This is a genomic window from Frigoribacterium sp. Leaf415 (assembly GCF_001424645.1).
In the GTDB taxonomy this organism is placed as follows: domain Bacteria; phylum Actinomycetota; class Actinomycetes; order Actinomycetales; family Microbacteriaceae; genus Frigoribacterium.
In genome coordinates this window covers 1,821,866-1,842,124 of record NZ_LMQR01000001.1, presented here as the reverse complement: position 1 = coordinate 1,842,124, position 20,259 = coordinate 1,821,866, and the positions used below count along the sequence as shown (strand labels likewise).

Annotated in this window: 22 protein-coding genes; 13 read left to right on the top strand and 9 right to left on the bottom strand. The window is 71.9% G+C overall.

Features of this window, described 5'->3' with window-relative positions; genetic code table 11:
• Nucleotides 1–14: 14 nt before the first annotated feature.
• The 3 genes from efeB to efeU are packed head-to-tail and all read right to left on the bottom strand — an operon-like array spanning nucleotide 15 to nucleotide 3,402.
• On the bottom strand, nucleotides 15–1,304 hold the full coding sequence (gene efeB, locus ASG28_RS08470) for an iron uptake transporter deferrochelatase/peroxidase subunit (protein WP_055974051.1): 1,290 nt from the start codon (nucleotides 1,302–1,304) through the stop codon (nucleotides 15–17).
• Complete coding sequence (gene efeO / locus ASG28_RS08465) at nucleotides 1,301–2,497, bottom strand: iron uptake system protein EfeO (protein ID WP_055974049.1); 1,197 nt, start codon at nucleotides 2,495–2,497, stop codon at nucleotides 1,301–1,303. Before efeO ends, efeB begins: the two co-directional genes overlap by 4 nt.
• Complete coding sequence (gene efeU / locus ASG28_RS08460; RefSeq protein WP_055974047.1) at nucleotides 2,494–3,402, bottom strand: iron uptake transporter permease EfeU; 909 nt, start codon at nucleotides 3,400–3,402, stop codon at nucleotides 2,494–2,496. The genes efeO and efeU overlap by 4 nt, the downstream gene beginning before the upstream one ends.
• A 183-nt stretch (nucleotides 3,403–3,585) precedes the next feature.
• Here efeU and ASG28_RS08455 point away from each other — a divergent pair, with 183 nt between their 5' ends.
• Genes ASG28_RS08455 through ASG28_RS08440 form a run of 4 tightly spaced genes read left to right on the top strand, consistent with a single transcriptional unit; the run spans nucleotide 3,586 to nucleotide 7,678 of the window.
• Nucleotides 3,586–4,932, top strand: a complete 1,347-nt coding sequence (locus tag ASG28_RS08455; protein ID WP_055974045.1) for a PIG-L family deacetylase — start codon at nucleotides 3,586–3,588, stop codon at nucleotides 4,930–4,932.
• Nucleotides 4,929–5,255 carry a ferredoxin gene (gene fdxA / locus ASG28_RS08450; protein ID WP_043595461.1) on the top strand — a complete coding sequence of 109 codons (327 nt, stop codon included), beginning with the start codon at nucleotides 4,929–4,931 and terminating at the stop codon, nucleotides 5,253–5,255. Before ASG28_RS08455 ends, fdxA begins: the two co-directional genes overlap by 4 nt.
• Nucleotides 5,256–5,265: 10 nt before the next feature.
• Nucleotides 5,266–6,366: a succinyldiaminopimelate transaminase gene (gene dapC, locus ASG28_RS08445; protein ID WP_055974043.1), complete on the top strand. Its 1,101-nt coding sequence runs from the start codon at nucleotides 5,266–5,268 to the stop codon at nucleotides 6,364–6,366.
• A gap of 16 nt (nucleotides 6,367–6,382) precedes the next feature.
• Complete coding sequence (locus ASG28_RS08440; RefSeq protein WP_082454515.1) at nucleotides 6,383–7,678, top strand: citrate synthase; 1,296 nt, start codon at nucleotides 6,383–6,385, stop codon at nucleotides 7,676–7,678.
• A gap of 121 nt (nucleotides 7,679–7,799) precedes the next feature.
• On the opposite strand, the gene dapD is transcribed toward ASG28_RS08440, so the two are convergent.
• Nucleotides 7,800–8,774, bottom strand: a complete 975-nt coding sequence (gene dapD / locus ASG28_RS08435; protein WP_054145328.1) for a 2,3,4,5-tetrahydropyridine-2,6-dicarboxylate N-succinyltransferase — start codon at nucleotides 8,772–8,774, stop codon at nucleotides 7,800–7,802.
• 76 nt (nucleotides 8,775–8,850) lie between these two features.
• Here dapD and dapE point away from each other — a divergent pair, with 76 nt between their 5' ends.
• From dapE to ASG28_RS16040, 3 genes are all read left to right on the top strand, one after another.
• Nucleotides 8,851–9,924 (top strand): succinyl-diaminopimelate desuccinylase, encoded by a 1,074-nt coding sequence (gene dapE / locus ASG28_RS08430; RefSeq protein ID WP_055974040.1) that lies wholly within the window; start codon nucleotides 8,851–8,853, stop codon nucleotides 9,922–9,924.
• Nucleotides 9,909–11,180, top strand: a complete 1,272-nt coding sequence (locus tag ASG28_RS08425; RefSeq protein ID WP_235477693.1) for a hypothetical protein — start codon at nucleotides 9,909–9,911, stop codon at nucleotides 11,178–11,180. The genes dapE and ASG28_RS08425 overlap by 16 nt, the downstream gene beginning before the upstream one ends.
• An 83-nt stretch (nucleotides 11,181–11,263) precedes the next feature.
• Nucleotides 11,264–11,434 carry a DUF3117 domain-containing protein gene (locus ASG28_RS16040; protein WP_071256769.1) on the top strand — a complete coding sequence of 57 codons (171 nt, stop codon included), beginning with the start codon at nucleotides 11,264–11,266 and terminating at the stop codon, nucleotides 11,432–11,434.
• A gap of 148 nt (nucleotides 11,435–11,582) precedes the next feature.
• Here the strand turns inward: ASG28_RS16040 and ASG28_RS08420 are convergent, their stop codons facing one another.
• On the bottom strand, nucleotides 11,583–12,209 hold the full coding sequence (locus ASG28_RS08420; RefSeq protein WP_055977269.1) for an O-methyltransferase: 627 nt from the start codon (nucleotides 12,207–12,209) through the stop codon (nucleotides 11,583–11,585).
• A 69-nt stretch (nucleotides 12,210–12,278) separates the two neighbouring features.
• Here ASG28_RS08420 and ASG28_RS08415 point away from each other — a divergent pair, with 69 nt between their 5' ends.
• Nucleotides 12,279–12,683 carry a hypothetical protein gene (locus ASG28_RS08415; RefSeq protein WP_055974037.1) on the top strand — a complete coding sequence of 135 codons (405 nt, stop codon included), beginning with the start codon at nucleotides 12,279–12,281 and terminating at the stop codon, nucleotides 12,681–12,683.
• 91 nt (nucleotides 12,684–12,774) lie between these two features.
• Here ASG28_RS08415 and ASG28_RS08410 read toward each other — a convergent pair whose 3' ends face one another.
• Entirely contained in the window at nucleotides 12,775–13,689 is a 915-nt protein-coding gene (locus ASG28_RS08410) for a LysR family transcriptional regulator (protein ID WP_055974033.1), read from the bottom strand.
• Nucleotides 13,690–13,877: 188 nt separating this feature from the next.
• On the opposite strand from ASG28_RS08410, the gene ASG28_RS17005 reads away from it, so the two are divergent.
• The gene (locus ASG28_RS17005; protein WP_255349746.1) at nucleotides 13,878–14,000 is read left to right on the top strand and encodes a hypothetical protein; all 123 of its coding nucleotides are present in this window, start codon (nucleotides 13,878–13,880) and stop codon (nucleotides 13,998–14,000) included.
• Nucleotides 14,001–14,174: 174 nt separating this feature from the next.
• Here ASG28_RS17005 and ASG28_RS08405 read toward each other — a convergent pair whose 3' ends face one another.
• The 3 genes from ASG28_RS08405 to ASG28_RS08395 are packed head-to-tail and all read right to left on the bottom strand — an operon-like array spanning nucleotide 14,175 to nucleotide 17,230.
• A complete protein-coding gene (locus ASG28_RS08405) occupies nucleotides 14,175–15,347 on the bottom strand; it encodes an Mrp/NBP35 family ATP-binding protein (RefSeq protein ID WP_235477691.1) in 1,173 nt (390 codons plus the stop codon).
• Nucleotides 15,340–15,921 (bottom strand): DUF1003 domain-containing protein, encoded by a 582-nt coding sequence (locus ASG28_RS08400; protein ID WP_055974027.1) that lies wholly within the window; start codon nucleotides 15,919–15,921, stop codon nucleotides 15,340–15,342. Before ASG28_RS08400 ends, ASG28_RS08405 begins: the two co-directional genes overlap by 8 nt.
• Complete coding sequence (locus ASG28_RS08395) at nucleotides 15,908–17,230, bottom strand: magnesium transporter MgtE N-terminal domain-containing protein (RefSeq protein WP_055974024.1); 1,323 nt, start codon at nucleotides 17,228–17,230, stop codon at nucleotides 15,908–15,910. Before ASG28_RS08395 ends, ASG28_RS08400 begins: the two co-directional genes overlap by 14 nt.
• A 71-nt stretch (nucleotides 17,231–17,301) precedes the next feature.
• On the opposite strand from ASG28_RS08395, the gene ASG28_RS08390 reads away from it, so the two are divergent.
• The 4 genes from ASG28_RS08390 (at nucleotide 17,302) to ASG28_RS08375 (ending at nucleotide 20,184) form a co-directional block, all read left to right on the top strand.
• Nucleotides 17,302–17,802, top strand: coding sequence for a general stress protein (locus ASG28_RS08390; RefSeq protein WP_056051146.1), 501 nt, complete (start codon nucleotides 17,302–17,304; stop codon nucleotides 17,800–17,802).
• 17 nt (nucleotides 17,803–17,819) lie between these two features.
• Complete coding sequence (locus tag ASG28_RS08385; RefSeq protein WP_055974020.1) at nucleotides 17,820–18,458, top strand: hypothetical protein; 639 nt, start codon at nucleotides 17,820–17,822, stop codon at nucleotides 18,456–18,458.
• 116 nt (nucleotides 18,459–18,574) lie between these two features.
• Nucleotides 18,575–19,402, top strand: coding sequence for a YcnI family copper-binding membrane protein (locus ASG28_RS08380; protein WP_082454514.1), 828 nt, complete (start codon nucleotides 18,575–18,577; stop codon nucleotides 19,400–19,402).
• Nucleotides 19,399–20,184, top strand: coding sequence for a copper resistance CopC family protein (locus ASG28_RS08375; protein WP_235477689.1), 786 nt, complete (start codon nucleotides 19,399–19,401; stop codon nucleotides 20,182–20,184). The genes ASG28_RS08380 and ASG28_RS08375 overlap by 4 nt, the downstream gene beginning before the upstream one ends.
• Nucleotides 20,185–20,259 lie beyond the last annotated feature (75 nt).

Below are 20,259 nucleotides of genomic sequence, written 5' to 3'. Positions count from 1 at the left end.
CGTCGGGAGCCGCGTCAGCCGAAGAGCGTCTCGCCGACCCAGCCGTCTCGTGACGCCCCGGGCGGCACCGCGAAGAGGGCCGACCCGACGTGCTTGACGTACTCGTTCATCCGGTCGTTCCTCGAGAGCGCCTGCTGGATCGGCACGTACTGCCGCCGGGGGTCGCGGTTGAACGCGATGAAGAACAGCCCGGCGTTCAGGCGGCCGAGTTCGTCGTTGCCGTCGACGAAGTTGTAGCCTCGCCGCAGCAGCGTGGCCCCGTCGTTGTTCTGCGGGTGCGCCAGGGCGACGTGCGAGTCGGGTGCGATGGCCGGACCGTCACCGGTCGAGGCGGCGGCGGCGAAGTCGGGTGCCGTGAACTCGGTCCCGCCCGAGAGCGGGGCCCCCTCGCCCTTGTCGCGGCCCACGACCGTCTGCTGCTCCGCCAGAGAGGCGTGGTCCCAGGTCTCGATCGTCATGCGGATCTTCCGGGCGACGAGGTACGAGCCGCCGTCCATCCATCCCGCTCCGTCGGACGCGGTCGCCCAGACGCCGTCGTCCACCGCGGCGACGTCCTCGGCCTTCACGTTGGCCGTGCCGTCCTTGAAGCCGAAGAGGTTGCGCGGCGTCGTCTGACCGCGGGTCGTCGACGAGGTGCGGCCGAAGCCCAGCTGGGACCACCGCAGGGAGGCGCGGCCGAAGGCGATCCGCGAGAGGTTGCGGATCGCGTGGACCGCGACCTGGGGGTCGTCGCTGCATGCCTGGACGCAGAGGTCGCCGCCGCTCGCGGCCGCCACGAGCTGGTCGCCCGAGAAGTGCGGCAGGTCGACGAGGGCCGGAGGCCGCTTCGACGCGAGTCCGAAGCGGTCGGTGCCGTCGGCGGTGGTGAACAGGGTCGGCCCGAAGCCGATCGTGACCGTGAGTCCGGCGGCGGGCAGACCCGTGGCCTCGCCCGTGTCGTCCGGCGGTGCCAGGAGGCTGCCGCCCGTGGCACCCGTCGGGCTGACGTCGAGGCCTGCCGTGAGTCTCGACGCCGCGTAGCTCCAGTCCTTCAGCAGCTCGACGAGGTCGGCGCGGGAGACGCCGTCCGCGACGTCGAACGAGGCGAAGTGCAGGCGGTCCTGCGCGGCGGTGACGATGCCCGACTGGTGTCGACCGAAGAACGGGTACGACGCCGAGGCGCCGGACGACCCGTCGGCATGCGCCTGGACGGCTCGGTCCGTGCCGATCCCGACCCCGAGCCCCAGGACGCCGGCTCCGACCCCCGTGCCGACGAGCCCCAACAGACCGCGGCGCGAGAGGCCGCCTCCGTCCGTCACCGTCAGGCGACCAGCGCCGAGGTCAGCTTGCTGAGCGGCTCGCTGAGGGCGTTGACGGCGTCCGACAGCTTCTTCTTGTCGGCGTCGGTCAGGTCGGTGTACGAGGAGTAGCCCGCGTCGAGGCTGCCGTAACCCGCGAGCAGCGTCTCGACCTTCGTCAGCTGCGCGTCGATCGAGGTCGCCAGTTCGGGGTCCTTCTGGTCGACGATGTCACGCACTCCGTCGAACGCCACCCGGGCGCCCTCGAGGTTGCCCTGGAAGTCGTAGAGGTCGGTGTGCGACCAGATCTCCTCCTCGCCGGTGATCTTGCCGGTGGCCACCTCGTCCATCAGGCCGACCGCGCCGTTGGCGATCGTGTCGATCCCGACCGTGAAGTCGCTCGCCGTGACCTCGTCGTAGAGGTCCTTCGTGTCGCTCGTCAGCAGGTCGGCGTAGTGCGTGCGTTCGTCGGCCGTCAGGGGGACGTACGCCGCGCCTCCGTTGTCCGACGCCGCGGGCTGCCAGAGGTCCTTCTCGATGCGGTGCCAGCCGGTCCACTCGGTGCCGGGCTCGACGTCGGCCTCACGGAAGTCGATCTTGGGGTCGAGGTCGCCGAAGGACTCGGCCACGGGCTCGATGCGCTCGTAGTGCGCCCGCGCGGACGGGTAGAGCGATCGCGCCTTCTCGTCGTCGCCGGCGGTGTACGCGGCGAGGAACTCCTCGGTGGCCGTGACGAGCTGCCCGGTCTGGTCCTTGACGTAGCCGACGTAGGCCGTCGCCGCGGCGTCGATCTGCTGCTTCTCGCTGCCCGTGGCCTCGACGGCCGTGCCCGAGTCGGTCACCGTGAAGGAGGCGCGCACACCTTCTCCGACGAGCCCCGGCACGCAGGCGGTCCAGTAGTCGCCGGCCGGCACCGAGACCGTCATCGAGCCCGTGGTGCCGGGGCCGATGTTCTCCTTCTCGCTGATGATGCGGAGGCCGTCGTCGGCGAGCAGCTCGAACTCGCTGTTGTCGCTGCCGGTGTTCGTCATGGTGAACGTGACGGGGCCGCTCGGCACCGAGGTCGTCGACAGCGAGCACGAGTCGTCGGAGCCGTCGACGGTCACGGCGGTGGCCGCGGAGGAGCCGGCCGGGGCGTTCGCGACGCACCCGGTCAGGGCCAGTGCGAGCGCGGCGACGCCCGAGGCGACGGCGAGGGGGCGGAGGGGGCTGGCGATCATCGGGATGCTCCTGCGGTGCGGGGGGACGGGGTGGTCGGGGAGGTGGACGTGCCGCGGGTCGTGGCCGAGCCGGACGAGTCGGACGTGCTCGGGGTGCCGGGGCGACGGCGCCGGGTCGCGCGCACGAAGAAGGGGACGACGACGGCGAGGTAGGCGAGCCAGACGACCACCTGCAGCCAGCTCGGCGTCGGCGTGAAGTTGACGAGCCCCTGCAGCAGGGTGCCGTACCAGCTTGTCGGCGGCACGGCCGCGCTCACGTCGAAAGCCAGGGAGGCGCGGCCCGGCAGCACGGACGCCTCCTGCAGGTCGCCCACCCCGTAGGCGAGGACGCCCGCCGCGACGACGACGAGGAAGTAGCCGGTCACCCGGAAGAACCGGGCGACGTCGAGGCGGACCACGCCGCGGTAGATCGCCACCTGGATCGCGACGGCCGAGAGGATGCCGAGGAGCGCGCCCACCAGGGGTGTCGCGCCGCCGCCGGTCGACTGCACCGTGGCCCAGACGAAGAGGGCGGTCTCGATGCCCTCGCGTCCGACCGAGAGGAAGGCCAGGGCGACGATCGCCCCGGCACCGCCGACGAGCGCCCGGTCGAGGCCCGACTCGAGTTCGCCGCGCAGGCCGCGCGCGGTCCGAGCCATCCAGAAGACCATCCAGGTGACGAAGCCCACGGCCACGATCGAGAGTCCGCCGCCGATGATCTCCTGGGCCTGGAAGGTGAGCCCGTAGGTGCCGAAGGTCAGCACGGCGCCGAGTCCGAGGGAGAGGACGACCGCGGCGCCGACGCCCAGCCAGAGGCGGGGGAGGACGTCGCGCCGGCCGATCTTGACCACGTAGGCGATGAGGATGCCGACCACGAGAGCGGCCTCGAGGCCCTCTCGGAGTCCGATGAGGTAGTTGGCGAGCACGGGGACGGCTTTCTCGGAGGGGAGTGGAGCTCGTCGTCGAGCGGGGGCGGGATCGGGCTCACGGTGGACCACGCCGGGTCGGGCCGGGACAGGACCGAACGGGCTGGTATGGTTAGGCTAACCTCACTTAGGGCACCCTGAGCCAGACCGACAGTAGTGCGGCTCGGCATATCCTGTCCAGTGATGAACTCCTCCGCCTCGCCGACGCCCGCGTCGCCCTCGACTGCCGGCGACCCGCGGCTCGAGCGCGTGCTCTTCGTCCACGCCCATCCCGACGACGAGACCATCACCACGGGTGGCACGATCGCCGCCCTGGTCGAGGCCGGTGCCGCCGTCACCGTCGTGACCTGCACACGAGGTGAGCTGGGCGAGGTCATCCCCGACGACCTCGCCGTCCTCCGAGGCGACCAGGCCGCCCTCGCCGTCCACCGCGAGGGCGAGATCGCCGCCGCCATGCACGACCTCGGCGTCGACGACCACCGGTTCCTCGGTTCGCCCGGAGCCCGCACGCCCGGCCTTCCCGAACGGGCCTACCGCGACAGCGGCATGGTCTGGCGGTCCGACGGCGTGGCCGGGCCGACGCCCGACCTGCACCCCGCGGCCTTCTGCGCCGCCGAGTTCGGCGAGGTCGTGAGCGACCTGTCGGCCGTCGTGCAGTCCGTGCGCCCGACCGCGATCATCAGCTACGACGAGGACGGCGGCTACCACCACCCCGACCACGTCCGGGCCAACCGGGTCGCCGTGCGCGCCGCGCGCCTCGTCGGCGTGCCGTTCTTCGCGATCGTGGCCGGCGCGGAGTCGGCCGAGGGCGCCGAAGCCGAGGCCCTCGCCACCGACGACACCGTGCTCACGATGGACGCCCGGCACGTCGCACCCCGCAAGCTCGCGGCGCTGCGCGACCATCGCAGCCAGGTCGAGGTGGTCGACCTCCCGGGCGGCCGCGCCGGCATCCGCTACCCCCACGGGGTCGTCGAGCCCGTGACGGTCCGTGAGTCGTTCCGTTTCGTGCCCGAGCCGACGACCGACGGGGACGCCTCCGAGATGGCGCAGATGACGACGGGCGGTCGCGTCGCCGCGCTCGTGCTGGCGCTCGCCGCCGGGGCGGTGTTCGGCACCATCGGCACCGTGATGCACCAGTCGACGATCACCGTCGCCGGCTCGCCGATCTGGTCCGGGCTCGTGCTCGCGCTCCTGATGAGCCTCACGCTCCTCGCCGGCCTCCGCTCGGTCTTCGGCTCGCGGGCCATGGCCGGCGCCGCCGCCGTCGGGCTGCTCGGGGCGCTCGTCGTCCTGTGGCAGGCGAGTCCGGGCGGATCGATCCTCGTGCCCGACAACACGCCCGCCCTGGTCTGGCTCGGCGGGGTGTTCCTGATCTGCCTCGTGGTGCTCGGGTGGCCGCGGTTGCGGGGCCCGGTCGCCGGGGGCGCGACGCCGTCCGGCGGCTCGACCCGCGCCTCCTCGGTCGAGGCACAGCCGGCAGACGATAGGCTGGACGCCCTGCCCGACGCGAAGGGAACCCCCCAGACGTGACGTACGTGATCGCACTTCCCTGTGTCGATGTCAAAGACCGTGCCTGCATCGACGAGTGCCCCGTCGACTGCATCTACGAGGGCGAACGCTCGCTCTACATCCACCCCGACGAATGCGTCGACTGCGGTGCGTGCGAGCCGGTGTGCCCCGTCGAGGCCATCTACTACGAAGACGACCTGCCCGACAAGTGGGCCGAGTACTACAAGGCCAACGTCGAGTTCTTCGACGAGATCGGCTCGCCCGGCGGCGCGGCCAAGGTCGGCGTCATCGCCAAGGACCACCCCGTGATCTCGGCGTTGCCTCCTCAGGGCGCCGGCGCCTAGGTCGGCCTCCGTGGCACTCGACCTTCCCGAGTTCCCCTGGGACGCCCTGGTGCCGTACGCGGCGACCGCCCGACGTCACCCCGGTGGCATCGTCGACCTCAGCGTCGGCTCGCCCGTCGACCCGACGCCCGACGTCGTCCGCGAGGCCCTGGCCGTCGCGACCGACGCCCACTCGTACCCGCAGGTGGCCGGCACCCCGGCCCTGCGGTCGGCCATCGCCGAGTGGTACGAGCGGCGCCGCGGAGTCACCGGGCTCGGCGACGCGAACGTGCTGCCCACCATCGGCTCGAAAGAACTCATCGCAGGCATGGCCCTCTGGCTCGGGGTCGGCCCGGGCGACACGGTGGTCTATCCGACGAACGCCTACCCGACCTACGCGCTCGGTGCCGCCCTCGTCGGCGCGACGGCCCTCGCCTCCGACGACCCGGCCGAGTGGCCCGCGTCGACGAAGCTGGTCTGGTTGAACAGCCCGGGCAACCCCGACGGAGCCGTGCTCGGCGTCGAGGGCCTGCGTGCGGCCGTGGCCCGTGCGCGCGAACTCGGTGCCGTGATCGCCGGCGACGAGTGCTACGCCGAGCTGGGGTGGACGGGCGACTGGGCCGATCGCCCCACACCTTGCATCCTCGACCCGCGCGTGGTCGGTGACGACCTCCGCGGCGTCGTCTCGGTCTATTCGCTCAGCAAGCAGTCCAACCTCGCCGGGTACCGCGCGGGCTTCGTCGCGGGCTGTGACCACGTCGTCGGGCAGCTGCTCGCCGTGCGCAAGCACGCAGGGCTCATGCCGCCGGCCCCGGTGCAACAGGCCATGGTGGTCGCGTTGGCCGACGAGGCCCACGTGGTCGAGCAGAAGGCACGGTACGCGGCCCGCCGAGCGAGCCTCCAGCCCGCCCTCGAGGCGGCCGGGTTCCGCATCGACCGCAGCGAGGCCGGGCTCTACCTCTGGGCCACGCGCGACGAGGACGCCTGGGTCACGGTGTCCTGGCTCGCCGAGCGCGGAGTGCTCGTCGCTCCCGGGTCGTTCTACGGGCCGGCCGGCGGTCGTCACGTCCGCGTGGCGCTCACGACGACCGACGAGCGCATCGACGCCGCCGTGGGGCGACTCGGCAGCTGACCGCTAGGCTGACCGGGTGACTGACACTGCCAACGACGCCCAGAAGGCCACGCTGCAGTTCCCGGGGGGAACAGCCGAGTTCCCGATCGTCGCGAGCACCGAGGGTGCCTCGGCGATCGACATCTCGACGTTCACCAAGCAGACCGGTTACACGACCCTCGACACGGGGTTCGTGAACACCTCCAACGCCCGAAGCACCATCACCTACATCGACGGTGATCAGGGCATCCTGCGCTACCGGGGCTACCCGATCGAACAAGTCGCCGAGAACTCGACCTACCTCGAGACGGCCTGGCTGTTGATCTACGGCGAACTGCCCACCCCCGACCAGCTCGCCGACTTCGACGCGCGCATCCGGCGGCACACGCTGCTGCACGAAGACCTGCGCCGCTTCTTCGACGCCCTGCCGCACAACGCGCACCCGATGTCGGTGCTGTCGAGCGCGGTCGGCGCCCTGTCGACGTTCTACGAAGACAGCATGAGCGTGCACGACCCCGAGCAGGTCGAGCTGCAGACCGTGCGACTGCTGGCGAAGCTGCCGGTCATCGCGGCCTACGCGCACAAGAAGAGCCTGGGGCAGGCCTTCCTCTACCCCGACAACTCGCTGAGCTTCGTCGACAACTTCCTCAAGCTGAACTTCGGAACGATGGCCGAGCCGTACGAGGTCAACCCCGTCCTCTCGAAGGCGCTCGAGCGTCTGCTCATCCTGCACGAAGACCACGAGCAGAACGCGTCGACGTCGACCGTGCGCCTCGTCGGCTCGACCCAGGCCAACATGTTCTCGTCGATCTCGGCCGGCATCAGCGCCCTCTACGGGCCGCTGCACGGCGGGGCCAACGAGGCCGTCCTCAAGATGCTCGCCGAGATCCGCGACAGCGGCCAGGGCGTCGAGCGTTTCGTCGAGCGGGTCAAGAACAAAGAGGCCGGCGTCAAGCTGATGGGCTTCGGCCACCGCGTCTACAAGAACTACGACCCCCGCGCCAAGCTGGTCAAAGAGAGCGCCACCGAGGTGCTCGAGTCCCTCGGCGTGAAGGACGACCTGCTCGACATCGCGATGGAGCTCGAGGGCATCGCCCTGGCCGACGACTACTTCGTCGAGCGCAGGCTCTACCCGAACGTCGACTTCTACACGGGCGTCATCTACAAGGCGATGGGCTTCCCGCCCCGCATGTTCACCGTGCTCTTCGCGATCGGGCGCCTGCCCGGCTGGATCGCCCACTGGCGTGAGATGAACACCGACCCGACGACCAAGATCGGCCGCCCCCAGCAGTTGTACCTGGGCGCGACCGAGCGCGACTGGCCGCAGCGCTAGCCCGTCGGGGCGATCGGCTACCACGCCACCACGCCAGAAGATGGGCACGACGCCAGGCGAAAACCTGGCGTCGTGCCCATCTTCTGGCGTTTTGGAGGCGGGGTGGTGCTGCCTCGTCCGGCTACGCGTGCAGCTGCGAGTTCAGCGTGATGCCGTGGCCCTTGCGGGGCAGGACCTCGACGGCACCGGTCAGCGAGTTGCGGCGGAAGAGCAGCCCGGGCTGGCCCGAGAGCTCGACGGCCTTGACGGTCTGCGGCGACCCGTCGTGGGTCGGCGTGCCGCCCACGACGACGACCTTGGTGCCGGCCGTCACGTAGAGTCCGGCCTCGACGACGGTGTCGTCGCCGATCGCGATCCCGATGCCGGCGTTGGCGCCGAGCAGGGCGCGGGCACCGATCGTCACTCGCTGGGTGCCGCCGCCCGACAGCGTGCCCATGATCGAGGCGCCGCCGCCGATGTCGGACCCGTCGCCCACGACGACGCCCTGCGAGATGCGGCCTTCGACCATCGACGAACCCAGGGTGCCCGCGTTGAAGTTGACGAACCCCTCGTGCATCACGGTGGTGCCCGGGGCCAGGTGCGCACCGAGCCGCACCCGCGAGGCGTCGGCGATGCGGACGCGGTCGGGGGAGACGTAGTCGAGCATGCGCGGGAACTTGTCGATGCCGGTCGCGACGATGCCCGCTCGCTGCAGCGTCGGACGCAGGCGCGCGAAGTCGTCGGGGTGGACCGGGCCCGCGTTCGTCCACGTGACGATGGGCAGGTGCCCGAAGACGCCGTCGAGGTTGATCGTGTTGGGCTTCACGAGCAGGTGGCTCAGCAGGTGCAGGCGGAGGTACGCGTCGGGCGTGGACGCAGGAGGCGCGCTCAGGTCGATCTCGACCGTCACCGGGACGAGGTCCACCGCGCGGCGCTCGTCGGGGCCGGCCGCGTCGGCCAGCTCGGCCGGGACGATCTCGGGGTCGCGGTCGGCCGGCAGGGTGCCGAGCCGGGGGGAGGGGAACCAGGTGTCGAGCGTGGTGCCGTCGTGCGAGACGGTCGCGAGGCCGTACCCGTAGGCGTGGGTCGGGGCGGTGGCGGTGGCGTCGGAAGTCATGGACCCGAGCGTATCGGCAGCCGCCGACGAGCCGGTTCGGAGGCGACCCGTGCCGTCGGCCCGTAAACTCGCCCGCATGGCACCGATCGACCTCTCCGTCTCGCCCGTCGACGTCACGAGGCAGCTCTGCGACATCCGGTCCGAGTCGGGCGACGAGCGCCTCGTCGCCGACGAGATCTGGGCCACGCTCGAGGGCTGCGACCACCTCGAGCTGTTCCGTGACGGTGACGCGATCGTCGCGCGGACGCAGCTGGGCCGGGCCTCTCGGGTCGTGATCGCCGGTCACGTCGACACCGTGCCCATCAACGAGAACGTGCCCACGCGTTACGAGACCGAGGGCGACGTCGAGTACCTGTGGGGCCGGGGGACCGTCGACATGAAGGCCGGCTGTGCCGTGCACCTCCGCCTCGCGGTCGAGCTGACCGAACCGAACGTCGACGTGACGTGGGTCTGGTACGACCACGAAGAGGTCTCCGACGCGCTGAACGGCCTTGGTCGCCTCGCGCGCCTCCGGCCCGACCTGCTGGCCGGTGACTTCGCCGTCCTGGGCGAACCGAGCAACAGCGGGGTCGAGGGTGGCTGCAACGGCAACCTCCGCGCCGAGATCCGCACCTTCGGTGCCCGCTCGCACAGTGCTCGGTCGTGGGTCGGCGACAACGCCATCCACAAGGCCGCGCCGATCCTCGACGTGCTGGCGGCCTACGAGGCTCGTGAGGTCGAGGTCGACGGGCTCGTCTACCGCGAGGGCCTCAACGCCGTGGGCATCACGGGTGGCGTGGCCGGCAACGTGATCCCCGACGAGTGCATGGTGCACGTCAACTACCGTTTCGCCCCGAGCCGCAGCGCCGACGAGGCCGTCGCCCACGTGCGCGAGCTCTTCGAGGGCTTCGACGTCACGATCGTCGACCTCGCTCCCGGCGCCCGGCCCGGCCTGGACGCCCCGCTCGCGCAGCAGTTCCTCCGCGCCGTCGGCGGCGAGGCCAAGCCCAAGTACGGCTGGACGGACGTCGCGCGCTTCTCCGCCCTCGGCGTGCCCGCCGTCAACTACGGGCCCGGCGACCCGATGCTGGCCCACCACGACGACGAGCGCGTGCCCGTGGAGCAGATCCTCGACAACGAGCGCGGACTGCGGGCGTGGCTGACGGCCTGACCGTCGACGAGGCGAGCCGCGCCTCCTCGTCCCCGCTCTCGCGTCACGCCCCCCGCAGACCGATCTCGCCGTCGAGGCGTCTCGTGCTGCACTACCGCCTCACGCCGTGGTGGGCCCGGGTGCTCGTGGCGTTCGTGCTGTCGCGCGTCGTCAGCACGATCGCGCTGCTCACCTTCGCCGGTGCCCAGCAGGCCAACGCGTGGACCCTCGCGAGCCCCGACTACGGCAGCTTCGCGACGATCTGGGACGGTCACTGGTATTACATCATCGCCGCGGTGGGGTACCCGAGCGACCTGCCGATCACGGGCGACGGTCACGTGGGCGAGAACGCCTGGGCGTTCATGCCCGCCTACCCGTTCGTCGTCGGTGGGCTGATGACCCTGACGGGCCTGCCCTTCGCGACGCTCGCCGTCGTCGTGTCGGTCGCCTGCGCCGCGGGGACGGCCCTGCTGTTCTACCGCCTCATGCGGCACTCGCTGCCCGAGTCGACCTCGTTGTTCGCGGTCGTCCTCTTCTGCGTGGCGCCCCTGTCGCCGCTGCTGCAGGTGGCCTACGCCGAGTCGATGTTCTTGCTGCTGCTCTGCGCGAGCCTGCTCCTGCTGGTGCGGCGACAGTACCTGGCGATGCTGCCGGTCGTGCTGGTCATGTCGTTCACGCGGCCCGGGGCCCTTCCGCTCGCCCTCGCGATCGGACTGCACGGGGTGCTGCGCTGGTGGCGTCGGCACGACGATCCCTTCCCGGTGCGCGAGCGGGTCCGGGTGGCGGCGGCAGCAGCGGCCACGGCCGTGTTCGGCGTCGCGTGGCTGATCGTCGCCGGTGCGGTGACCGGCGTGCCGGGTGCCTACACCGAGACCGAGCTCGCGTGGCGGGCGGCGTACATCGGCTACGGGCCGCTCGTGCCGTTCACCCCCTGGGTCGACGGGGCGAACTGGTGGTTTCCGGGTGGTTCCGGCATCGCCCTGCTCGTCCTGACCCTGCTCGCCTTCACGGCCCTGATGCTGTCGCCGTGGGCGCGCCGGACGAGCGTCGACCTGAGGTTGTGGGGCGTCGCCTACGCGCTCTACCTGCTGGCCGTGTTCTTCCCGCAGTCCAGTACCTTCAGGCTCCTGATGCCGCTCTTCCCTCTGCTGGGCGTGCTCGCGGTCCCGCGCTCGAAGGTCTACCGCGCGCTGCTCGTCGCCGTGTTCGTGGCGGCCCAGTGGGTGTGGCTCTACTACTGCTGGTGGGTGAACGGGTACGACTGGACGCCGCCGTGATCGGTCGTCGGACGGCGTCGTTTAGGTCGGGGGCTGGAAATCACGGATAATGGGACCAGCAACTTGCGAAAGGGGACTATCTGATGGCAGCCATGAAGCCGAGGACCGGCGACGGGCCTATGGAAGCCGTTAAGGAGGGCCGTCTCATCATCGTGCGTGTTCCGCTCGAGGGTGGGGGACGCCTCGTGGTGTCGGTCAACGACGACGAAGCCAAAGAGTTGCACGACGCCCTCGCCGGCGTCGTGAGCGCCTAGTCGGCCACCTCCTTAATAGCCCCGGACGCCCCGCCCGTCGCACCTGCGACGCGCGGGGCGTCCGTGCGCGTGCCCGCCGTCTGCTGCCCGCCGTCTGCCGCCTGCCGCCCGACGCACGAGCCCGGGCGCCACGCCGGGCGTGGGCGTCTCAGCGCTTGACGAGCGAGAGCAGGCCGTCGCCCGCCGTCGAGAGCGAACTGATCACGGCCTGTGAGGTCGACACCTCGGTCAGCAAGGTGCGGAAGCCCGTGGTCGTGGTGTCGCGGACGGCGGGATTGGCCACCCGGCCGTGCCAGAGCGCGTGCGCGACGAGGACGAGTCCGCCGGGACGGGCGAGTCGAAGGCCGTGCTCGACGTACTCGATGACCGAGCCGGGGTCGGCGTCGACGAAGACGATGTCGTACGAGTTCTCGTTCATGCGAGGCAACACGTCGGCCGCGCGGCCTGCGATCAGGCGGAAGCGGCTGGCCGGGACGCCCGCCTGCAGATAGGCGTCACGGGCGGCCTGCTGGTGCTCGATCTCGCGGTCGATGGTCGTCAGGACGGCACCGGGGGCGCCCGAGAGCAGCCAGAGTCCGCTCACGCCCAGGCCCGTGCCGACCTCGATGATCGACGAGGCGTTCGAGGCGGCGGCGACGACGGCGAGCTGGGCACCCACCGCCGGCGAGACGGCTTCGACGCCGACCTCGAGCGAATGCTGTCGAGCCTCGGCGATCGCGTCGCTCTCGGTGACGAGTTCTTCCGCGAACTTCCAACTTGACTCTATCTGCGACACACCCACTCCTCGAAAGGCCAACTCTAGGGGGTTCCCCGAGTCGTCACCGGTTAGTCTGCATGCGTGTCCATGTTCGGTCTGACGTTCGACAAGCTGCTCATCATCGGTGTGCTCGCGGTCTTCCTGCTCGGTCCCGAACGGCTGCCCGGGTACGCCTCGAAGCTCGCCCAGCTCGTCCGGACGGTGCGCGACATGGCCAACGGCGCCAAGACCCGCATGCGCGACGAGATGGGCCCCGAGTTCGACGACGTCGAATGGCAGAAGCTCGACCCGCGCCAGTACGACCCGCGGCGCATCATCCGCGACGCGTTGCTCGACGGCACGGACGCCGCTCCCAAGCCCTCGGCGCCGAGCATGGCGACGGCCGGTGCCGCCGCGGCCGTGTCCGCGGGGTTGCCCGGGGGCCGCTCCACCGCTCAGGTCGTGCCCCTCGCGACGGGCGAGGTGCCGCCGTACGACTCCGAGGCGACCTGACGCGCCTGCTGCGCCGCGCCTCCTGACCCCGCTCGCTTCGTGGCCCCTCCGGCCTCGGGGGCCGACGGGGCCCTGAAGTCCGGGCTTAGCGTCAGACGCCGCCGTGCAGCGCCGCCACGCGGGAGGCCTCGGCCCGGAGGGCGTCCACGACCCGCCGCACGGAGGGGCGCTCGGCCCTGTCGCGCCGCATCACGGCCGAGACCCAGCGCACGGCCCGGATGCTCTCGAGGGGCACGAGCACCATGTCGTCACGGGCGTCCTTGGCGGTGAAGCGCGGCAGCACGGCGATGCCGAGGCCGGCCCCGACGAGCGACTCGGTCACCTTGGTGTCGCTGAAGCGCTGGGCGACGCGCACGGGGCTGCCGGTCACCCGCTCGATCTCGCGATAGACCCACTCGAACGGGAAGTCGTGCGGGACGCCGATCCAGTTCTCGCCCTCGAGGTCGCCGGGTGCGAGCGAGGCGCGACCGGCCAGGCGGTGGTCGGCGGGCAGGGCGATGTCGAGGGGCTCGGTCAGCAGCGGGACGGTGACGAGCCCACGGCCGGGCCAGGGCTTGTCGTCGGACGAGTGCGCGACGACGACGTCGTGGTCGGCGGCCAGTTCGGGGAACTCACGGATCGACGGGTCGTGGTCGCTCGCGACCACCACGAGGCCCGGGGTCTCGGCCACCGTGCGCAGCAAACCCGGCAGCAGCATCTGCCCGCCCGTCGGGAAGGTGGCCAACGTGACCTCGCCCTGCGGGGTCGCGATGAAGTCGTCCCAGACCGCCTGGGCGCGCTCGAGGGCCACGGCGACGTCGGTGGCCGTCTGGGCCAGCACGCGCCCGGAGCCGGTGAGCACGATGCCGCGTCCCACCCGCTCGGTCAGTGCGACACCGGCCTCGCGCTCGAGCACCTTGAGCTGCTGTGAGACGGCGCTCGGGGTGCGGTGGGTGGCCCGGGCGACGGCGGCCACACTGCCTCGTTCGGCGAGTTCGCGGAGCAGTTCGAGGCGCTTGACATCCATGTAGTGAAACTACCCTGTTTCGGTAGAAACGTGAGATTGATCTACCGCTTTTCGAGGCGCATCATTGAGGAGTCCCCGGAGCGCGTCGTAGCGCTCCCGAGCTCCGGTCGACCTGGTCCCGGGCTCGGTGGCGAATCCATCCCACCACGCAGAACCGCGCGCCGAACCGCGCCAGAAAAGAGTCCCCCATGCTCACCGGAATCATCGTCCTCGTCATCGCCGCAGTCGTCGGAATCGCCGGCTCGCTCGTCTCGGTCGCCCGCGACGGCTTCCGCGCCATCCCGACCAAGACCTACAACCGCTGGTCGTAGTCGACTTCGCGGTGGTCGGTGCGTCTCCCTCCTGAGCGTGCCGTCGCCGCGTGTGCCGCCCCCGTGCTGGGGTGCGGCACGAGCACGTCGCCGCCCCCGGGCGGGACGCTGTGACGAAAGGGCACCTCGCCACGCGAGGTGCCCTTTCTGCACGCGTCGAGTCGTCGACCCGCGTCAGGTGACGCTGAGTCCGAGCTTGCGGCCGGCCAGCCCCCGGGCCCGCACGGCCAGTCGGCCCGCCAGCTCGTCGATGGCCGCGGCCGCAGGATCGTCGGGAGCGGCGAGCACGACCGGCACCCCGTCGTCACCGCCCTGCCGCAGGCCCAGGCTGAGCGGCACGCTGGCGAGCAGCGGCACCTCGGCCTCTTGCCCGGCCGACAGTCGGCGTGCCGTCTCGGCGCCACCGCCCGACCCGAAGAGCTCGAGGACGCTGCCGTCGGCCTGGGGCAGACCGGCCATGTTCTCGACCACTCCGAGCAGCCGCTGACCCGTCTGGCGCGCCACGAGCCCGCTGCGCTCGGCCACGTCGGCGGCGGCCGGTTGAGGCGTCGTGACGACCAGCACCTCGGCGTGCGGCAGCAACTGCCCCACCGAGATGGCGACGTCACCCGTGCCGGGAGGCAGGTCGAGCAACAGCACGTCGAGGTCGCCGAAGTACACGTCGGTGAGGAACTGCTGGATCGTGCGGTGCAGCATCGGCCCCCGCCAGGCGACCGCGGTCGAGGCGTCGTCGACGAACATGCCGATCGAGATGACCTTCACGCCGTGGGCCACGGGCGGCAGGATCATGTCGTCGACGCGGGTGGGCTTCACGGACGCGCCGTCGGAACCGACGAGGCCCAGCAACCCGGGGATGCTGAAGCCGTAGACGTCGGCGTCGACGATGCCGACCGCCAGGCCGCGGGCCGCGAGGGCGACGGCGAGGTTCGCGGTGACGGTGGACTTGCCCACGCCGCCTTTGCCGCTCGTGACGGCGTACACCCGGGTCAGCGTGTCGGGCCCGAACTGCATGCCCCGCGCCGCCCGGCCCGCCCGGAGCTTCTCGGTGAGGGCGTGTCGTTCGTCCTTGGTCATGACGGTCACGTCGACGGTGACGCCGGTGACGCCGGCCACCGAGGCGGTGGCCTCGCGGACGTCGCGTTCGATCGTGTCGGCGGCGGGACAGCCCACGATCGTGAGCTTCACGGCCACCGTCGCCGCGCCTCCTGCGTCGACGGCGACGTCGCCGATCATGTCGAGCTCGGTGACGGGCTTGCGGATCTCGGGGTCGAGCACCCGACCGAGCGCGCGGCGCACGTCGTCCGGTGTCGGCACCGGTGGCCGGGTCGTCGGGGACGGCTCAGCCACGGTGCCCGTCGCGCCGGGTCTCGCGTCGTGACGGGGACGAGGAGGCGCGGGTCGTCTCGACCCCGGAGGCCTCGTCGTCGTCGCGCCGGTCGAGCTCGTCGAGCAGCGAGCGCAGCTCGGCCCGGATGAAGTCCTTGCTCGCCATGTCACGGATCGCGATGCGGAGGGCGACGACCTCGCGGGCCAGGTACTCGGTGTCGGCCAGGTTGCGCTCGGCGCGCTGACGGTCCTGTTCGAACTGCACGCGGTCGCGATCGTCCTGACGGTTCTGCGCGAGCAGGATCAGGGGAGCGGCGTACGAGGCCTGCAGCGACAGGATCAGCGTCAGCGCCGTGAAGCCGATGGCCGCGCTGTCGAACCGGATGTCGACGGGGGCGACCGTGTTGTAGATCATCCAGACGACGCAGAACAGGGTGAGGGCGATCAGGAAGTAGGGCGTCCCCATGCCGCGGGCGATCGACTCGGTGGCCCGGCCGAACCGGTCGCTGCTGACGCGCTTGCGCCCGGGCAGCACCCGGGGGCGCAGGCCCTTCGGGGCGTCGAGGCGGACGTCGTTGCGGTTATCGCGGGCCATCGTCGCTCCTCGTGCTCTGGCCGATCGCGGGGCGACGGGCGCGACCACGCGGTCGGCTCGCGGTCAGGGGTTGGTCGGGGTCTTGACTGCGCCAGTCGTCGGGCAGCACGTGGTCGAGCACGTCGTCGATGGTGACGACGCCGACCAGGCGGTGCGACGAGTCGACGACGGGCACCGAGACGAGGTTGTAGGTCGCCATGACCCGCGTGACCTCGAGGGCCGTCGCGTCGACGCGGACCGGTTCGGTGGTCTGGTCGAGGATCGTGCCCAGGCGCTCGTTCGGCGGGTAGCGGAGCATCCGCTGGAAGTGCACCATGCCGAGGAACCGGCCGGTGGGCGGCTCGTAGGGCGGCAGGACGACGCAGACGGCCGCGCCGAGCGCGGGAGCCAGCTCGTGGCGACGGATGAGGGCCAGGCCCTCGGCGACGGTCGCATCGGCCGAGACGATGACGGGCTCGGTCGTCATCAGGCCGCCGGCGGTGTCGGAGTCGTAGCTGAGCAGCATGCGCACGTCGTCGGCCTCGTCGGGCTCCATCAACGTCAGGAGTTGCTCGGTGCGCTCGTCGGGCAGCTGGGCGATGAGGTCGGCCGCGTCGTCGGGCTGCATCTGGTCGAGGACGCTCGCCGCGCGGTGGTCGTCGAGGCCCGTGAAGATCTCGACCTGCTCGGCCTCGGGCAACTCTTCGAGCACGTCGGCGAGGCGGTCGTCGGACAGTTCGCCGGCGACCTCGAGCCGCCGCTCGGGCGTGAGGTCGAGCAGGGTGTTCGCGAGGTCGGCGGGCACGAGGTCGGAGTACGCGGCGATGAGGTGCTCGGCGCTCTGCGCCTCGCCCGGCCCGGCCTCTTCGATCACGTCGTCCCAGGCCGCGAACGCGGTGGGCGGTTTGACGAACGGCGACGGCGACGTCTTGGGCTTGCGCAGGAAGAGCTGGCCGACCTCCCAGTCGCCCTCGCTCACCTCGTCGATCGCCACGTCCTCGATGGTGGCGTGGCCGCCGCCGTGCCGGAACGACACCCGGCGACCGAGCAGGTCGGCGATGACCCGGGTCTCGCCGCCACGCTGCTCGAAGCGGCGGAGGGTGATGACGCCGTTCGTGATGATCTGGCCCGAGCCGATGCTCGTGACACGGCCGATGCCCACGAAGACCCGGCGTTTGCCGGGGACCTCGACCACGAGCCCCACCACGCGGGGCGCCCCGGTGCGGCGGTAGACCACCAGCACGTCGCGCACCTTGCCGACCTTGTCGCCCGCGGGGTCGAAGACGGAGCAACCGGCCAGCCGGGCGACGAAGACTCTGGTTGCACTCACGCGTCCAATTTAGTCGCTCGCACCGTCGTCGCCGACGGGGGCTCGGCAGGGGCACCGTGTTTAATGCAGGGATGACGAACCCGGGCCCCGTGGGGCGACGCCAGCCGATGGTGCCCACCCTGCCGCGGGGCGACGTCCTCGGCACCTACGACACGTATCCCGAGGCCCAGCGCGTGGTCGACCGGTTGTCGCAGGCCGAGTTCCCGATCAAGCGGCTGGCGATCATCGGCAACGACCTCAAGACCGTCGAACGCGTCACCGGTCGGCTGAGCTACGGGCGCGCCGCGCTGGCGGGGGCCGTGACCGGACTCTGGCTCGGGGTCTTCTTCGGGCTCGTCATGCTCGTCTTCGCGACCGAGACGGCGACCGCGGCCACCGTCGGGGCGGCCGCCCTGCTCGGTGCGGGCTTCGGCATGCTCTACGGCATCGTCAGCTTCGCGATCACGCGACGTCGCCGCGACTTCACCTCGACGCACCAGGTGCTCGCGTCGAACTACCAGATCGTGGTCGACCCCGAGGTCTCCGGTCGGGCGCACGAGATCCTCGCCCGTCCCGAGACCCCGCGCCGCTGACGTACCCTGGTGTCGACATGGCACCCCGCTACCCCTCCACGACGGCCACCCGGGCCGAGCGCTTCGCGCGTGGTTGGCTGACCGCCGGCGCCTCGACCATGGTCGCGGCCTTCTCCCACGTGGCGGGCGGCGGCATGCAACCCGGCGTGCTCGGCGTGGTCCTCGCTCTCGCCGTGGCCGTGCCCGTCTCGATCGCCCTGGCCGGCGTGCACCTCTCGACCGTGCGGCTGGCCGTCGCGGTCACGCTCAGCCAGGTCGCGTTCCACCTGCTCTTCTCACTCGGCGCCGAGGGTGGCGGCGGAGCCTCCGCCACGGGCGGCCACCATTCGGCGCTCGTCATCTCGACGGCCGCGGACGGGTCGGCGTCCGGTGCGATCGCGGGTGCCATGGTCATGGGCGGCCCCACCATGTGGCTGGCCCACGCCCTCGCGGCCGTGGTCACGATCGTCGCCCTCCGGCGGGGTGAGGGTGCCGCGTGGGCCCTCGTCCGACTGGCCGTCCGCGGTCTGACCGTCGCGCGCCTCCTGACGGCCGGGCACCGGCCCGAGGCGCCCGTCGTCCGCCGCCCGCCGACCCCGGCCGGCCTCCGTCCGTGCCCTCCCGGGCAGCGACACCTCACGGCCCGGCCCCGCCGCGGCCCGCCCTGCCCTGCCTGACCCCTCACGCCGTCGACTCCGTCGTCGGTGACCCCGTCGTGAGCGCCCCCGCGCCGTCGGGCCCCATCGTCATGCACCGCAGACCGATCGCACTCGCGATCGAGAGGACCAGATCCATGAACCGCACCACCGTCCCCGCATCCCTCACGACCCGCCGTCCCCGGTCGTCCGCCGTCGTCGCCCGGTCGGCCGCCGCTCTCGGCGCCGCCGCCCTGCTCGCGCTGGCCGCGCCCCTCGCGGCGTCGGCCCACGTCCACGTCGAGCCCGGCCAGGCCGAGGCCGGCTCGTACGAGACGCTGACCTTCAAGGTGCCGAACGAGTCCGCGACCGCCGGCACCGTCGGGCTCGTCGTCGACCTGCCCACCGACACCCCGTTCACCTCGGTGTCGTACCAGCCCCTGCCGGGGTGGACCACCGAGGTCACCACCAGCACGCTGCCCGAGCCGGTCGAGCTCGACGGCACCACGATCACCGAGGCGCCGACCCAGGTGACCTGGACGGCCGAAGGTGACACGCAGATCGCCCCGGGTCAGTTCCAGGAGTTCGTCATCTCGGCCGGTGCGGTGCCCGACACCGGGTCGATCGCCCTTCCTGCCCACCAGCGCTACTCGGACGGCACGGTCGTCGACTGGGCCGACGCGACGCCGGCCTCGGGAGAAGAGCCCGAGCACCCCGCACCGACCCTCTACGTCAACGACGCCCCGCCGGCCGACGAGCACGCCGGGCACGAGATGGACGACGACACGACGACCGCGGGTCTCAGCACCTCCGGCGACTCGGCGTCGGGGTCCGGCGACGGAGCGGTCGGACCGCTCGCGATCGGCCTCGGCATCGGCGGACTCGCCCTCGGCGCCCTGGCGCTCGTCGTCTCGGTCGTGGCACTGACCCGGCGGCCCCGGGCGACGGCGTCCGGTGCCTCGACGAGCGGCCGGGTGGACGCGTGACGGCCGCGCGCCTGCGGGCACCGCGCCTCCTCGGCGTCCTCGCGATCGCCGGCCTCGGCGCCGCGACCGGCGTCCTCGCCCTCGTGCCGGCGGGCCCGGCCGCGGCGCACGACTACGTCGTGAGCAGCACGCCCGCCGCCGGCTCGACCGTCGACTCGTCCCCGGCGACCGTGTCGATCACGTTCAACGACGTGATCCTCGACCTCTCGGGGACGGGCAGCTCGAACGTGCTCGAGGTGACCGACGCCGCAGGCCTGCACTACGAGGACGGCTGCTCGACCACCTCGGGGCCGACCCTCGCGACCGGTGTCGCGCTCGGGGCGCCCGGTGCCTACACGATGACCTACCAGGCGGTCTCGGCGGACGGTCACACCGTGTCGGACGCCGTCCCGTTCACCTACGCACCCGCCGCGGGCACCGCCGAGGGGGACGGCTCGCCGACCCGTCCGAGCTGCGGCAGCGCAGGAGGCGCGGGGGGCGACTCCGGCGCCTCCTCCGGCGACGAGACCGCTGCGGCCTCGCCCTCGGCGTCGACCGAGCCCGAGATGACGACCATGGCGACCCCGGGTGACGACACCGTGGCGACGCCGTCGGCAGCGTCCGAGTCGGGCTCGGTGAACGCCGGTCTCGTCATCGGCATCGCCGTCGCGATCGTCGTGCTGGCCGCCGCCGGTGTGGTCGTGGCGATCGTCACGGGTCGGCGACGGGACGGGACGCCGGCCGAGGCCGAGGTCGACGACCCGTCGGCCCCGGTCGGCGACGAGTCGTCCGACGGGCGATGACCCTGCCTCGCTGATCGGGGCGTGGACGGACGAAGGGCCCCGGGTGCGATGCACCCGGGGCCCTTCGGCGTCGGA